The organism is Sphingobacterium sp. MAE, from assembly GCF_056711605.1.
On sequence record NZ_CM160044.1, the window covers coordinates 1,062,347 to 1,079,106 of the forward strand.

Genomic DNA, 16,760 nt, shown 5'->3' on the forward strand with positions numbered 1-16,760 from the left:
TTTAATGATAAATAATCAACGCTTTTTAGCTTTTACAAGTATAACGCTTTTGTTGCTAATTTTCACATCTTGCCGTTCAGCACGATTCTTAAATGAAGATCAAGCGTTGATTGATCATGTGAATATTCAGGGGGTCAGACCAGAGCTGAAGGAATCAGCATCTCTGTATGTATCCAATGATATTAAAGCCAATTCAAGGGTTAATTTATTTATATATAACCTTTTCAATACCAAAGACGGTAAATATAAAAAACGGGATTTGAGAAATGTTGGGGAAGCACCTCATTTATTAGACTCTAGTTTAGTAGATTTATCAGCCACACAGATCAAAAGGTTTTTATTTACAAAAGGTTTTTTTGACGCGAAAGTACAGCCTGAAATCTTGGTTAAAAATAAAAGAGCAACTATAAATTTTAATATTACCGAAGGCATTCCGTACTATATGGACAAGATCAGCTACAATTTTGCCGATAGTGCAGTAGCCCATCTGTATGAACAAGAAGTGAAACCCTTCAGTGTGGTTAAAGAAGGATCACAGTATGACGCGGTCAATTTGATCACAGAACGGGAAAAATTGTATCTCGCGATGCGTAATCACGGTTACTATGATTATATACGCCAATATATGCGGGTCGCAGTAGATTCGACATCAAAAAATAATCGCCTTAAACTGGAGATACAAGTGGAAAATCCCAGTGACTCCGCCAATCACCAGGCTTATAAAATTGATCAGGTTTTTGTTACCATACGCAATTTCGGAACAGTAAAAAAAGAAGCCAGAAAAATAACTGATAGTATCTCCCAAATTCATTTTACAGATGAAACGCGCAATTTTAGGTTGAAGCCGTTGAAGCGTTATATGTATATAAAGTCCGGAGACTACTACAATCTTTCCAAAGAAAACATGGCTTATGATCGTTTGTATGAGATGAATGGTTTTAGGAGCATTAAGATTCATTATCAAAAGACCGATTCCAATACATTAGATGCATATTATGAAATGGTTCCACGACCGTTGATGGGCAATCAGATCGAAGGGGAATTTACATTGAGTTCTGGTATGAGTGGTTTTAATATCGGAAATACATTCTCCCATCGTAATATTTTTGGTGGCGCAGAGTTGCTGGAGGTAAAATTGCGATACGGTATACTCTTTGATCCAAGACTCCAAGGCAATATCTCGGATAAAATCTTTAACAATGATGTTCAAATTGGCGTAAATTTAATTGTCCCAAGATTGATGACGCCATTTCACACTAATCATACCGCACAATATGGATTAGCTAAGACAACCTTTTCGTCAAGTTTGCAGATTTTCAATCAAGATGCAACGTATTCTAATCGGTATTTTATCAATACATTAAATTATTCATGGCATCAATCGGCAAATAAATTTCACAGCTTTACACCCATCGTGCTGGAATACAGGCAAGGAAAGTTAAATGAAAACTTTGCACAAAATTTAATAGATCAAGGTTACTTATTATATGTAAGAAGTAACAACCGTGAATATTTCGGATTAGGCTCTCAGTATTCCTTTATCTATAATGCCAAGAAATTGACCAAGAAAGAAAATTTTAATTATTTTAAAGGCTCGATCGATTTAAGTGGCAATATATTGGATCTGGTGAGTAAGGTTATCAAGTTTGATCAAAATGCCGATGTTGAAAAAAAGGTGCTGGGCGTTCCTTACCTACAGTATGCCAAAACAGAATTGGACTATCGGATTTATCGTAATCTAGGACGAAATCAACAATTTGTTTTTCGAATCAATCCAGGTATTGCTGTTCCTTATGGTAATAATTCGACCTTGATGATCTTTGAAAAGAGCTTTTATGGTGGTGGTATGAACGGCATGCGGGCATGGCAAGCACGGACATTAGGCCCTGGTAATTATAATCGAGCAAGCGTCCAAGAAGATTTGCGATTGAACCTCCGTAACCTAGATCAATTAGGCGAAATAAAAATTGAAGGAAATGCAGAATATCGTTTTCGAATCTTAAATAGTTTCTTGGGAGCGAAGATGAATGGAGCCACATTTATTGATTTTGGAAACGTTTGGCGCTTAAAAGAAAATGAACTAAATCCCGAAGGAGAGTTTAAGGCAGATAAATTTTTAAAGCAAATTGCTATTGGAACAGGTTTTGGATTACGATTTGACTCCGATTATTTTATCATTAGACTTGATGCCGGCCTAAAAGTAAAAGATCCTCAATTCTCAGGAAGCGATCAATGGGTGTTAAAACATTTTTTCGATTCCAAAGAATTTAAGGATCAGTATTATCAGACACATAAGCCCGATCGCTATAATTTTATTCAATACAACTTTGGTATCGGATTACCATTTTAAAAAATTAGATTTTTGAGGCTTGCAAAAATAGACTCTATAATAGAAGAGATATTTAAGCCCTGTGAATGGTTAAAGAAAAAGAATCCCACAGCCAATATAATGGCGGTCAGTAATAATTTCTTAAAAGCATAGGCAATCAGTAAAATAACCGCTGGAATGATGATAAACATCAATCCACTGATCGCAAACGTGGACAGTCCTTTGTCCGATTTGTAGATATAAAATAATCGTCCTTTGGATGTATCTTGATTTTTGTGTTTGAAAAATACAAAGGTGGAAGATTCTATTTTATCATTTGGAACAGCAATTCCATCATGAAATTTTAGCTCTTGCGTAAATCCATTGATGCTAAATTTATAAGTACCATTGATCCGTTCGTTTGTTCTCTCTAACGAATCTACGGCAATAATAGCCAGTTTACCATTGCGGGATAAATTTTCTTTTACCACAAAATTTTCTATTTTTTGAAACTGTGCATTCCCCAAAAGCGGAATGAGTAAGAGAAGGAATAATAACTTTTTCATCAGAAAAATTTGTCTTAATAATGAGTATCCATTTTCAACTGTATGACTGAACTCGTTTTACAGGTGATGAAGCGATCATGAACCCATATTTTCTTGATTTGTAGAGATTCTGGAGCATCATGTTTCATTCATTTTGTTTGCGATGCAATTTTAGACATTTTCTACCTCTTTATAAAATAGATAGCGTTAATAATTCAATAAATGTTTTTGTTATTTTATTTCCGAAACAATGAATAATTTGTACCTTTGTGGTACAAAAAAATAAAATCGAAATGGCAGAGACAATACAACATAGAGAACCAAAAAAGACTGATAATAACGCAAATCAAACTCATTATTACAAGACTTTAACAATAGCTATCGTTTTGGGTCTTATAGGAGTATTCATTAGATTTGTTCCTGATGTTTGCACAAACTTTGATCAACACGTATCATTGTTTTCAGCAATTGCAAATATTAGCCTTATAGTAGCATCTCTTATTGCATTTAAAACAGTTTTTGGAATCTTAGGATTCGGAAAAAACAAATAATGCTATATTAAAATATAATGAACCTCAATTCTGAACGAATTGAGGTTTTTTTTACGCTGTTTTTTTCGAATAGCCTTGGTATAGTCACATCCAGATCACAGGTAAATGTTTTTAAATTTTATATAAAACAGCTCATAAGAATAAAAGTTTTGATGCTATGTTTTTCATATTAAACGACATAGCATCCATAAAAAAGCGAGGTTTTTCCTCGGAAAAACATCGCTTTTTTTATGGTAGTAGGATTAATTATGCCAATAATGACCAAGTTCCCCAAGGAATACGTGCCAAGATCAGAATTAAACCAAGAATGTAAAAAATCAAAACCGTTTTGTTAGCTTGCTTAGCATTAGTCAATTTTTTAGCTTTAATATAGCCAATCGAAATCAATACAATCGCAATAATCATTGTAAGCGGGTGCTCGATAATTTTAAAACGCATCGTAGGATCTTTCATAATAGAACCTGAAATCATGGATGGGTATTTGAGTACAAAGAACAAAATCAATCCAATTAATAATTGCATGTGAGAGGCGATAAAACCTAAAAGTGCAATTTTTCTATTGTACGGTTTGTTACCTGTGAAGTTGACAAAGGTAATGATGATTGAAACAATCAGAGCTAACAATAAGATTATTGCTAATGTAGAGTGTAAGTGTAACATAATTTCTTCTTTAATTAATTCTTTGAATACAAAAGTATAAAATAACTAACGCTTTTCGCCTATTTCTTTAAATTCAGATTTTTCTTTCCATTTCGGGAAAATATCCTCTTGGCTTAAGGTGTAACCAATATCAAAAAATAATCGGATATCGGCCAGCATCCCCTCAAAATTCCACTCCGGAATCACCTCGTCATTTACGGCATGATACCGACCTTCCAAAGCTTTCTTTCGTTGCGCTATGATCGAAGTATCTTGCTCGATATAATCACTACCGCTGCCAGCATAAAGGGCAGGGACACCTACCTTAGCAAAATTAAAATGATCAGAACGATAAAAACCTCCAGAACTTGGATTTCCTTCAGCTTTGGTATAACGTCCAAATTTCAATGCAGACCGTTGGGCATAGTCATCCATCTCCGACTGTCCTTTTCCAACAATGGATATATCTTTTGTTGCTCCAGCAGCGCTAAAAGCATCCATATTGATATTAGCAACTGTTGTCTTTAACGGAAAAATAGGATTTCTAACATAATAGTCAGATCCCAGCAATCCATCTTCTTCGGATGTCACGGCCAAGAATACAATAGAACGTTCAGGTGCTTTCTTGGCAGCTTTAAAAGCTTTTGCAATTTCAAATAAGGCAGCTACACCAGCAGCATTGTCAATAGCTCCGTTATAAATAGAATCTCCATGAACCGGTTCACCAATACCAAGGTGATCCCAATGTGCAGTATAAATAATATTTTCATCTTGACGGCTTTTACCTTCAAGTCTGGCTATGACATTATTTGACTTTGATCTTTTTATTTTATTGCTGACCTCAAAATTTGTTTTTACTCCTAATGGAACAGCTTTAAAGCCTCTTTTCTTAGCTTTTTCCAATAGCGAGTCATCATAGCCTGCTAGTTTAAAAAGCTTTGATGTACTTTCTGTAGATAACCAGCCTTCCACTTGTGCATATTGATTAGGATCGCCCACATGGTCTAAGTCCATCTGTGGAGCATTTCCCCAACCTGTACGGATGACATTCCAACCGTAACTAGCGGCCTTTGTCTGATGGATAATCATGACGCCTGCTGCACCTTGACGTGCCGCTTCTTCATACTTATAAGTCCATCTTCCATAATAGGTCATCGTATCACCTTTAAAAAGAGACTGATCATAATGTCCAGGATCGTTGACCATGACAACGACAGTTTTTCCCTTTACATCAAGATCTTGATAATCATTCCACTGATATTCTGGAGCAACAATACCAAATCCCACAAAAACCAATTCCGTATTTTTCAGTTCGACCTGTTCTTGGAGACGACGGCTTGTCACCACATAATCACTAAGGTTTTGTAAGGTAAGTTCATCTTGCGAAGATTTCAAAGAGAGGCTTACATTGGGAGTTGAGGTGATTTCCACCATCGGAACCTCCTGAAAGTAACTGTTGCCATTTCCAGGTTTTAGTCCTAGCTTTTTAAACTGATCCGCAATATAATTGGTCGCCAGAGTATCCCCCTTTGTAAAAGGTTTTCTCCCCATAAATTCATCCGACGATAGTTTGAGGACCGTCTTTTTATAGCTTTTTTCAGTAATGCTGCCGACTGCTTTTTGATCAAGGATATTTTGTTTTTTTTGAGCCGATACAGGATGTAGCATGGCTAACAATGCTATACCGAGGGCAAGGTGTTTAAACTTATTTTTCATGTATATGTGCGATTTCAATAGGATAAATTTCTGCAATAGGGTGGAAAAGATAAAGTTTATTGCTGGTTAATTCCAGACATTTATAGCGCTTTCTTACCTTTTCTTGCTTTTGGAAGACACGTCCATTTTGTAGTTTAAAATGACTTTTATCCGGTAACATCTCCACTGTAAAAACTTGATCGGAGTGCTTGTCAAATTTTTTAAGCGTGCGAAAGAGATGAAGATCAGTACAACTGGAAGCTGCGGGGTTTTCCAAATATTGAGCGATTGCACGAGCAATTTCAGCTGGAAAAATTTGCAGCTTTAAGAAAGGGTCCATTAAATTTTGAAAATTAGTTTTCCATTCTTTTCCATGTGGTTTTACAGCATGTTTATGTTGCTGCCAAGTTTGCAGATGTGCAAACTCATGGATGGTGGTAATCAAAAAAGAATACGGATTGAGGTCATGATTGACCGATATACGATGCCCATCAGTACGAAAAGGTGCTCGGTAGTCGCCTAGTTTGGTACTGCGGGATTTGGATATTTTAAATAAGCAGCCAGTATCATTAATCCATCTAGAGATAATGGGCGCTGCCGCCTCCGGCATAAATTTACGCAATGTAGCACTGTAATCCTGCATAACACAAACATAACTTTTTTTATTATTAATGACCGTATGATGAAAGAAATTAAAAACGAAAAACCGTTGTATTCCTACAGCGGTTTTTCATTTTTTCTAATAGATGGTATTAGTAGATGCTCACCAATTTTTCTTTTGGATATTTCACAGAATACCCAAATCGTATTTTTTGAATAGCGCCAGCAGGAATAGTTACATTCCATTTGAGTAGACCAGTTTCTTTTTCTACATCAGCTCCGCTATGATCATCCAAAGTGATTTCCATCGATTTATCTGTCGCGATTGGAATCTGATCTTGCAAGTTGAGGGTCACACTATTCTTTTTATTGTTTTTGATCGTAATTTCATAAACCAAGCTTTGCTTTTTACTACCACCTAAGATCTTGGTCTGAGATAGATCATTGATCTTATCGCGTTTAATACTGATCATTTTATCTCTTCCCATACTCAGCTTTAGGGTATCGGTCGCGTCATTCGGGTTGATGTAGATTTTTCCGACCAACATATTTTCAAACATGACATTTGCGGTCCCGGGTAGAAGATTGAGTTTTTCATAATCCGTCAGTTCAGCCATCAAGTACACATTCGGATCAATACGTGGTATCGCAATATAACTGTAAGTTGCAGGATGTGTATACTCTTTTAAGGATACACTGTGGGGTTTGCCATTAGATGCAATATCGTATGGGATAGAAATATCAAATGTGGTATTCAGCTGATTCTCGTTTTGTTCGGTGTAACTGTTGATACTGCTCGTTCCGCGAATCCGTATGTTCTTCTGATCAGATACAGCAACTTCATTGAAGACCATGTTGTCAGCTTTGCTTTGAAGCATCATGGGACGCGATTGTACCGGTTGATTATAATACAGTTGCCAAGGAGTTAAATTGGGTACAATACCATATTGAGCAGGATTGCCACTTGCTAATATAAGATGTACCTGTTTCCAATCGATTCCAGTTTCCTGGGTTACATTGGCTTTGTAAATGATTGCCAAAGGCGAAGAGGTATGAGCAGACCGGAGGTCGTAAGAAGCATTCCAAGATGCCTGCGAAGATGTGTAAGTAATGTCGAAAGGTTGGTTTCCAGCTTGATTGTTCATGACCTGTACGATAAGTTGTCCTCCAGAACCTGTTGTTTGCCCTTTTACCTCCTCCAATTGTATCTGAGCTTTGTTTACCAGATCTTGTTGCAGGAGTATTTGGTCATCCAAAGCCGTTATATTGCTTTTTACCTCAAGATATTTAGTCTTATAATAATCGGCCATCTTCGCAAGTTCAGCCACCGTTGTATTGCCATTTACTCCTGCTATTTTTTGATTACTCTCCAGCAGTTTCAAGATACTTTCTTCCGTGGCTTTTTGATTTTGAAAATTTGCCAATGTATGGGATTCCTTCTTAAAATAGTTTTCAGCTTTTACAAATGCATCGCTTTTAACATCAGCACCAATATAATTGACAGCTGACCGTACGGACATCACTGTTACGTGAGGAGAGCTTCCGATCTGAATACTGTTTTCATCTATACCATTGGCTATATGTGTAAATATAAGCTCACTCGTTCCTTTGGCTAGGTTTACGGTAGCATGATGATTAAGTTCAGCAGCATTCGTATAGAGCATAACCTCTCTTAAATCCGTCTTAATAATTTGGGGACTCTGTGCAAATAAACTGCCACTGATAATAACGCTACCAATCGCTAAGGTGATTTTTGTTATATTCATATTGTTCTTTTGATGATATACATTAAGATGCAGTACAGTGCAAGATTGCATAAAAATTTATTTAGCGTCACTATGATGATCACATCACGATGTAGCAGATATAGCTTAACAGGTACAAGAATAGAAGTTATACGCTGCACTTCATTTTTTTTGGGATTTTTACTTTAAATATCCCTTAACAATTTGTTACAGTTTTTCTATTCTGTTACAGATAGCCTATTATCATAGATATATTGTAAATCAAGAAATTATAGATGGGTTATTGTTTCAATATCTCAAACAATGATTTGTTAATATACAACGTTTCTTTCCAGACTTTTTTTGAATATAATATACCTAGCTTTTCAAGACCTTTTAAGTATTTTGATGCGGTTATCCTTGAAACTCTCAGTCGTTCGACAACAAACTCAATTTTACTATATGGTTGCTCAAAAATTAGCTCCAGCAATTCCTTGTTATAAAGTTTGGGAGCTTCGGCTTTCACCTTTTCCTGTGTCAAAGTAAAGATGTTTTTTATTGAATCGATTTGTAAAATGGTCTGTTTTGATGTTTCCTCAACTGCATGTAATATGAAAAGAATCCATTCTTCCCATCGATCTTTTGTTCTTACTTCTTGAAGTAAGCAATAATAATCTGACTTATTTTTGATAATATAATCACTCAAATACAGTACTGGACTATCAAGGAGCCCATGTAAAATTAGATATAGCACGTTAAGGATACGACCTGTTCTGCCATTACCATCATAGAAAGGGTGGATACTTTCAAATTGATAATGTTGTATGGCTAACCTGATTAACGGTGAAATCTCATTTTCCTCATTCATGTAATCTTCTAGATTTTTCATCAGTAATAGGATCATTTCCTTATCATCTGGAGGTGTATAGATGACTTCTCCTGTTACAGAATTTTTTAATGATGTGCCAGGAAGCTTTCTCAATCCTGCATTGTTTTCTTCTAATATCTGTTGAATAGTGATAATTAAATTCGTATTTATGAAACCGCGTTCTTGTATATGCCTATAACCTTCTAAAATGGCTTCACGATAGCGAAGAACTTCTTTTGTAGATGAGTCTATTTGGCTTCCGTTGATTGAAAGTGCTTGATAAAGTTTATCATGTGTAGTAATTATATTTTCAATCTCAGAACTCGCTCGTGCCTCTTTTAGAATTACGGCATTCAATAAGATGGAGGGGTTTGGTAAAGTGTGAATTATTCCTTTCAGCTCTGCCAAAGCTATACCAGACTTTGCCACTTGTCTTAATATAGGTATTGTCTCAATCTTTGATTGTAGAACAGGTAAATGTGGTAGAGAATTATACGGTAAGTCTACATTTATTTCCATCATGCAAAGTTTTTATATATGAACGTAGTGTCATGTAAAGATAATTAATTTTATTTATCATGATAGGGTTCTCATGTATAATTTTTTACTATAAAACATATGTTTTATAATAGGTCACAGGATTAAGCATGATCTTTTCTGCGATCTCCAATGCTACTTCATTGTCATGACATATAGAAAATGATGTTTTTTTATAGAAGTTTTATTAATTACAAAATGCTTTATCAGTATAATTACTAACATTGGTAGGTTTTTAGCTACTTTATTTAGTAATTATGGTATTTTGTAATTACCTTAGTGCTTGATAATTTGATAAAAAGCATTATTTCAGTTTACTATAGATGATTATATTCATTTATTTATAAATTATAATGCAATTCTTGATGTGGGTGCATAGGTGGATAATGGCTAAGCAATGCTGGTTAAAAAAAGGAATTGCTATCGAATAATTTTGTTATGATAAATACCGTAATTAAAACAAAATTATCTAAGTTTGATATAGAATCAAGATAAATCGAATACAAAATTCAATATATAAAAATTATTGTTTTCAGCAGATGATCCATGTTATCCAAAAGACCATCAGAAGTTTAACAAGATAAATGTTAGTGAAAAAAAATATACAGCTAAAAAAGTATGCTCGCGAGATTAGATATTAAGAATTACGCTTTGATTGATGAATTATCCATCCAGTTTGATAAAGGATTGAATATGATCACCGGAGAAACTGGGGCAGGTAAATCCATTATCATGGGCGCCTTATCACTTATTTTAGGCAGTAGAATTGAAGGTAAATATTTTTTTACTCAAGATAAGAAATGTAGCATCGAAGGATTCTTTCAAATTGAAGCATATGATCTCAAAGACTTTTTTCACCAGCATGATTTGGACTATGAAGATGAAACCATTATAAGACGTGAAATTAGTGTTGATGGTAAATCGCGTGCATTTGTAAACGATTCTCCCGTGACGCTTGCTATCCTTAAAAGCTTAGGCGAGAAGCTGATTGATATTCATTCCCAACATGCCACATTGCAGATCAATACCGAAGATTTCCAATTTTTAGTGGTGGATAATGTCGCAAAATCTGCCGATTTAAAAAACAGCTACCTCACCTCATTCCTCACTTATAAAAAAGTGAAGAGTGAATTGAAAAAGATAAAAGATCTTGCCAAGCAAGCGCATATCGAGGCGGACTTCAATCAATTTCAATTTGATGAACTTCATCAAGCGAATCTATCGGAAGACGAACAAGTAAGCTTAGAAACTGAACAACAGCAACTTGAAAACGCAGAGGAGATCAAAAGAGGCTTGTTAGGAGCGATGCATATTCTGGAAGAGCAAGAGCAGAATGTCGTGCTACAATTAAAAGAATCATTAGGGCAATTGGAAACTGTAGCACCTTATTTAACCGCTTTACCAGAGCTCGCAAATCGCCTTAGAAGTGTATGGATCGAGGCTAAAGATATAGCAACAGAAATTGGCTATTTGGAGCAAGGAACAAATTTGGATGAAGAGAAGTTGTTACAGATCAACGAACGCTTAAGTTTGATATATAACCTACAGAAGAAGCATCATGTCGATACTGTTGAAGAACTCTTATCCATTCAAGAGGCTCTAGAGCAAAAATTATTAGATGTCAATACGCAAGATGAACGCATTCTTGAGCTAGAGAAAGAGTTAGCCGAATCGTATCAGCAAACAATTGAAAAGGGAAAAGCCTTAACTGAAATCCGGAAAAAAGCCTTACCTACAATTGAGAAGTATGTGGTTTCTGTATTAGCAGAAGTCGGGATGCCAAATGCTAAATTGGAAGTGAAGTTGGAGGAATTGGGCGAAAATGAGTTGAAAGAAAGTGGAATGAATAGCATCCAGTTTTTATTTTCAGCAAATAAAGGACAAGAGTTACAGGCGATTCATAAAGTTGCTTCAGGAGGAGAGCTCTCTAGGGTGATGCTTGCTATTAAGTCTTTGGTCGCAAAAAGTTCCGCTTTACCAACGATTATTTTTGATGAGATTGATACCGGTATTTCGGGGGAAGTAGCGCTCAAAGTCGGAGAGATTATGGAGCGTTTAGCAGTCAATATGCAAGTTATAGCCATATCCCACTTACCTCAGATTGCTTCAAAAGGCAAATCCCATTTCAAAGTATATAAAATTGATGAAGGTGATAAAACGAAGTCTAATATTGTTTTGTTAAATCAAGAAGAGCGCATCAAAGAAATAGCACAAATGTTAAGCGGTATAAAACCTACTTCAGCAGCTTTGGCCCATGCAAAAGCATTGCTTAATATTGTAGAATAGCCTAAGGGAAGGATTAAAAAAAAGAAGCCTCTTTTTTTAAGAGGCTTTTTATTTTCTAGTTACCACCGTTGTCTGCGTCAGTTAGAGTAATCTTCACAGTCATATCTTCGGGAGATTTTATTATTGTAGAAGATCCAACCTCTTTAGCATAGATTTTAATTTTTCCAATAGAATAATTAGCTGAATAGCTGTAGTTATCTATTGTTGCAGGAATAATCTCATACTGAGTTGGATTACTTTTTGTCTTCATGGCAATAGTAACAGTCCCATGATCAAAGTATTTTTTATCCAATTCAGGGAAATCCAATTCTACAACATAAGTATTAGCACCTGCAATTAAATCCCAGTCGGCAGTTGGTACAGCTGCAGTATAACTTATTCCTGGTAGGAAATTTTGATTTGTTACATACTCTTTCGTGCAAGAACTAAGTGAAGTTAAGGTTGCACCACCTATTAATAGGGCTAATAAAATTCTTTTCATATCTGTAATTATTTTGTTTCGTATTTATAAGACTGCTGGTCACTAAAAAAGTTTAACATTCTATTAACACTTCTAACAAAAAATGCACCATTATGGTGCATTTTTATAAATTAATAAAATTCTATTATTCTTCTTTCTTGTCTGCAGGTTCAATCGGTGTTTCTGATCGGTCTGCAACCACTTGTATTTCTTTTGTTTCAGCGTTTAAATCAACTTTTAAACGATCGCCAGCTTTGATATCGCCTTTTAAGATTTCCTCTGCAATTGGATCTTCTAAATATTTTTGAATTGCTCGTTTTAATGGACGGGCTCCAAAATTAGTGTCGTATCCTTTTTCTGCAATAAACTCTTTAGCAGCAACAGTCAAATCAATGGTATAACCTAAATCTGTAATTCTACCGAATAGAGATCTCAATTCAATATCAATGATTTTGAAAATATTCTCTTTGGATAATGAATTGAAAACAATCACATCATCAATACGATTTAAGAACTCAGGAGCAAAGGCACGTTTCAGAGCTGTTTCAATAACCGATCTCGAATGAGAATCTGTTTGAGTTGTTTTTGCCGCAGTGGTAAAACCAACACCTTGACCGAACTCCTTCAACTGGCGAGCTCCAATATTTGAAGTCATAATGATGATCGTATTTCTAAAATCAACTTTACGACCTAAGCTATCTGTCAATTGTCCTTCATCCAATACCTGCAACAATAAGTTGAAAACATCAGGATGTGCTTTTTCAATCTCATCCAATAAGATGACCGCATAAGGTTTACGACGAACTTTTTCTGTCAGTTGACCACCTTCTTCATAACCAACATATCCTGGAGGCGCTCCCACTAAACGTGATATCGCAAATTTCTCCATGTACTCACTCATGTCGATCTGGATCAATGCATCTTCAGAATCAAACATAAAACGTGCTAGTTCTTTCGCTAACTCCGTTTTACCAACACCTGTTGGACCGAGGAAGATAAATGAACCAATAGGTTTTTTCGGATCTTTTAAACCCGCACGAGTACGTTGGATAGCTTTTACTAACTTTTGCACCGCGTCGTCCTGTCCGATGATTCTATTTTTCATCAACTCACCCATATTCAGTAGCTTTTGGCTATCTGTTTGGCTAACACGTTGAACAGGAATCCCTGTCATCATCGAGACAACTTCTGCTACATTATCTTCACTAACGACATACCGCTTCGCTTTGGTTTCTTCTTCCCATGCGATCTTCTCACGGTCAAGTTCCTCCAAAAGTTTTTTCTCAGTATCCCTTAGTTTAGCAGCCTCTTCATATTTTTGGCTACGAACCACACGATTTTTCTCTAATTTGATTTCTTCGATTTTCTCTTCAATATCAATAATCGTTTGCGGAACATGAATGTTCGTCAAATGCACACGCGATCCTGCCTCATCCAAAGCATCAATCGCTTTGTCTGGTAAGAAACGGTCCGTAATATAACGAGTCGTTAAGCTTACACAAGCTTCAATCGCTTCAGGAGTGTAGTTGACATTATGGTGTTCCTCGTACTTTTCTTTAATACGATTTAAAATCTCAATCGTCTCATCATGCGTAGCAGGTTCGATAGTCACACGTTGAAAACGACGGTCTAATGCTCCATCTTTTTCAATGTACTGACGATATTCATCCAATGTTGTAGCACCGATACATTGAATCTCACCTCTTGCTAATGCAGGTTTGAACATGTTAGATGCATCTAATGAACCCGAAGCTCCACCAGCACCTACAATGGTATGAATCTCATCGATGAATAAAATCACATCTGGAGATTTCTCCAACTCGTTCATCACAGCTTTCATACGCTCTTCAAACTGACCGCGGTACTTGGTACCCGCCACTAAAGAGGCTAAGTCAAGCGTAACAACACGTTTGTTGAACAACACACGTGATACCTTACGTTGTACGATACGCAATGCCAATCCTTCTGCAATAGCAGATTTACCAACACCAGGCTCACCGATCAACAACGGATTGTTTTTCTTACGGCGTGATAAGATTTGAGAAACACGTTCTATTTCTTTTTCACGACCCACTATCGGATCCAGACGACCTTCTTCTGCAGCCTTTGTTAAGTCACGACCAAAGTTGTCCAAAACCGGAGTTTTAGACTTGATGTCAGAAACCTTTTTAGGTTGGATGAATTGCTCTTCTTCAGGATAATCGTCATCACCAGTTGACGAGCCTGGAGCTTCATCACGAATTGTAGTCTTATTCTGTTCTACTTCCGCTTTGAAAATATCATAACTCACTTGATATTGCTGTAATATTTGAGATGCGATATTATCCTCATCTCTCAATATAGCTAATAGCAAATGCTCCGTTCCTATAATTTCACTTTTAAAAATTTTAGCTTCTAAATATGTGATTTTAAGTACTTTTTCTGCTTGTTTAGTAAGTGGCATATTGCCAATAGGGGTGCGAGATACAGCTGAGCTTTTCACGGCTTCCTCTACAGACTGTCGTAAAGCTGCAGTGTCAATCCCGATATTTCTCAAGATCTTGATTGCCATGCCATCACCTTCACGAATCAAACCTAACAACAAATGTTCTGTGCCAATATAATCGTGACGCAACCTCAAAGCCTCTTCTCTACTGTACGATATGACATCTTTTACGCGCGGTGAAAATTTTGCTTCCATGTAATTTACCTTTCTTTTAATGACCAAGAATGATATAAATGTAATAAATTTACTTTATCAATCCTTAATATTTTAGTAATATTTATCAACAATTAAGCCATGCTATTAAATCGATCAAAATGTCAGTATAAAAGTTTACATTTGTGTGTATTTATTGTCCAAATAAAGTATAATTGATTAGTATGTCAGACGAAAAAATAATCTTTTCAATGGCGGGTGTCAACAAAATTTACCCTCCTCAAAAACAAGTTTTAAAAAATATTTACCTTTCTTTTTTCTACGGTGCAAAGATTGGCGTAATCGGTCTTAACGGTTCTGGAAAATCTTCATTATTAAAAATCATTGCCGGTTTAGATAAATCTTTTCAAGGTGAAGTGGTATTCTCTCCAGGTTATTCTGTAGGCTATTTAGCCCAAGAACCTATTTTGGATCCCGAAAAAACAGTGCTTGAAATCGTTCAAGAAGGTGTTGCAGAAATAACCGCTATTTTAAAAGAGTACGAAGAAATAAACGAAAAATTTGGCTTACCTGAAGTGTATGAAAATGCAGATGAGATGGATAAGCTATTAAGTAGACAAGGTGAGCTTCAAGATATTATTGATGCCACAAATGCTTGGGAAATTGATTCAAAATTGGAGCGTGCAATGGATGCTTTACGTTGTCCAGAGCCTGATGCTAAGATTGCCAATTTGTCAGGAGGTGAGCGTCGCCGTGTAGCAATGTGTCGCCTTTTACTGCAAGAACCTGATGTTTTATTGCTGGATGAGCCTACCAATCACTTGGATGCCGAGTCTATTGACTGGCTAGAACAACATTTAAAACAATATAAAGGAACGGTCATTGCTGTGACCCACGATCGTTACTTCTTAGATAATGTGGCTGGATGGATTTTAGAACTGGATCGTGGTGAAGGTCTGCCTTGGAAAGGAAACTACTCTTCTTGGTTAGATCAAAAATCTAAACGCCTAGCGCAAGAGGAAAAAACTGAATCAAAACGTCAAAAGACTTTAGAACGTGAATTGGAGTGGGTGCGTATGGCTCCTAAAGCGAGACATGCCAAATCCAAAGCACGTCTTCATAATTACGAGAAATTAGCCTCAGAGGAAACAAAAGACCGTGAAGAGAAATTAGAACTATTTATCCCGCCAGGACCGCGTTTAGGCAATGTCGTGATTGAAGCAGATAACATCTCAAAATCTTACGGAGATCGTATTTTATTTGAAAATTTAAGTTTCTCTCTTCCTCCTGCCGGTATTGTCGGTATCATTGGTCCCAATGGAGCTGGAAAGACTACCTTATTCCGCTTGATTACAGGCCAAGAACAACCGGATACAGGTACTTTCAAAGTAGGTGAAACTGTTGTGCTTGGTTATGTCGATCAAAATCATGATGATTTGGATCCTGAGAAATCGGTATGGGAAAATATTACAGATGGTAATGAAAACATCATGCTCGGCAATCGTTCTTCCAACTCTAGAGCCTACGTGTCCAAATTTAACTTTAACGGGGCCGACCAACAAAAGAAAGTAGGTGTATTGTCTGGTGGGGAACGTAACCGCGTGCACTTAGCGATTACCTTAAAGAAGAGTTCAAATGTGCTTCTTCTGGATGAGCCTACCAATGATATCGATGTGAATACGCTACGTGCTTTGGAAGAAGGTTTAGAGAATTTTGGAGGTTGTGCGGTAGTCATCTCCCACGATAGATGGTTCCTAGATCGTATTTGTACCCATATATTGGCATTCGAAGGTGATTCTCAGGTTTATTTCTTTGAAGGTAACTATTCGGAGTACGAGGAAAATAGAAAGAAAAGAATTGGTGATGTCACGCCACATCGTCTTAAATATAAAAAATTAGTCAAGTAGTT

Annotated in this window: 12 protein-coding genes; 4 read left to right on the plus strand and 8 right to left on the minus strand. The window is 36.3% G+C overall.

Translation table 11 applies throughout. From position 1 onward, the window contains the following. Positions 1–4 precede the first annotated feature (4 nt). Complete coding sequence (gene tamL, locus AC06G9_RS04520; protein ID WP_480957599.1) at positions 5–2,350, plus strand: translocation and assembly module lipoprotein TamL; 2,346 nt, start codon at positions 5–7, stop codon at positions 2,348–2,350. Here tamL and AC06G9_RS04525 read toward each other — a convergent pair. Beyond that, complete coding sequence (locus AC06G9_RS04525) at positions 2,347–2,874, minus strand: hypothetical protein (protein ID WP_045754320.1); 528 nt, start codon at positions 2,872–2,874, stop codon at positions 2,347–2,349. The two genes, tamL and AC06G9_RS04525, sit on opposite strands and share 4 nt — an antisense overlap. A 272-nt stretch (positions 2,875–3,146) precedes the next feature. Here AC06G9_RS04525 and AC06G9_RS04530 point away from each other — a divergent pair, with 272 nt between their 5' ends. After that, positions 3,147–3,404, plus strand: a complete 258-nt coding sequence (locus AC06G9_RS04530) for a hypothetical protein (RefSeq protein WP_045755543.1) — start codon at positions 3,147–3,149, stop codon at positions 3,402–3,404. Between the two features lie 246 nt (positions 3,405–3,650). Here the strand turns inward: AC06G9_RS04530 and AC06G9_RS04535 are convergent, their stop codons facing one another. The 5 genes from AC06G9_RS04535 to AC06G9_RS04555 form a co-directional block, all read right to left on the minus strand. Then, on the minus strand, positions 3,651–4,064 hold the full coding sequence (locus tag AC06G9_RS04535) for a hypothetical protein (RefSeq protein ID WP_045754321.1): 414 nt from the start codon (positions 4,062–4,064) through the stop codon (positions 3,651–3,653). Between the two features lie 45 nt (positions 4,065–4,109). Next, positions 4,110–5,759 carry a M28 family metallopeptidase gene (locus AC06G9_RS04540; RefSeq protein WP_480957600.1) on the minus strand — a complete coding sequence of 550 codons (1,650 nt, stop codon included), beginning with the start codon at positions 5,757–5,759 and terminating at the stop codon, positions 4,110–4,112. After that, positions 5,749–6,381 carry a SprT-like domain-containing protein gene (locus AC06G9_RS04545; protein WP_045754322.1) on the minus strand — a complete coding sequence of 211 codons (633 nt, stop codon included), beginning with the start codon at positions 6,379–6,381 and terminating at the stop codon, positions 5,749–5,751. Before AC06G9_RS04545 ends, AC06G9_RS04540 begins: the two co-directional genes overlap by 11 nt. 109 nt (positions 6,382–6,490) lie before the next feature. Further along, entirely contained in the window at positions 6,491–8,104 is a 1,614-nt protein-coding gene (locus AC06G9_RS04550; protein ID WP_480957601.1) for a DUF4139 domain-containing protein, read from the minus strand. A 259-nt stretch (positions 8,105–8,363) separates the two neighbouring features. Beyond that, entirely contained in the window at positions 8,364–9,452 is a 1,089-nt protein-coding gene (locus tag AC06G9_RS04555) for a Fic family protein (RefSeq protein ID WP_045754324.1), read from the minus strand. A 633-nt stretch (positions 9,453–10,085) separates the two neighbouring features. Here AC06G9_RS04555 and recN point away from each other — a divergent pair. Further along, on the plus strand, positions 10,086–11,753 hold the full coding sequence (gene recN / locus AC06G9_RS04560; protein WP_480957602.1) for a DNA repair protein RecN: 1,668 nt from the start codon (positions 10,086–10,088) through the stop codon (positions 11,751–11,753). 55 nt (positions 11,754–11,808) lie between these two features. Here the strand turns inward: recN and AC06G9_RS04565 are convergent, their stop codons facing one another. Both AC06G9_RS04565 and AC06G9_RS04570 read right to left on the minus strand, forming a co-directional pair. Continuing rightward, positions 11,809–12,234: a hypothetical protein gene (locus tag AC06G9_RS04565; protein ID WP_248754619.1), complete on the minus strand. Its 426-nt coding sequence runs from the start codon at positions 12,232–12,234 to the stop codon at positions 11,809–11,811. Positions 12,235–12,358: 124 nt separating this feature from the next. After that, positions 12,359–14,893 carry an ATP-dependent Clp protease ATP-binding subunit gene (locus tag AC06G9_RS04570; protein ID WP_094772994.1) on the minus strand — a complete coding sequence of 845 codons (2,535 nt, stop codon included), beginning with the start codon at positions 14,891–14,893 and terminating at the stop codon, positions 12,359–12,361. Positions 14,894–15,075: 182 nt separating this feature from the next. Here AC06G9_RS04570 and ettA point away from each other — a divergent pair, with 182 nt between their 5' ends. Further along, entirely contained in the window at positions 15,076–16,758 is a 1,683-nt protein-coding gene (gene ettA, locus AC06G9_RS04575) for an energy-dependent translational throttle protein EttA (protein WP_094772993.1), read from the plus strand. The last annotated feature ends 2 nt before the right edge of the window (positions 16,759–16,760 follow it).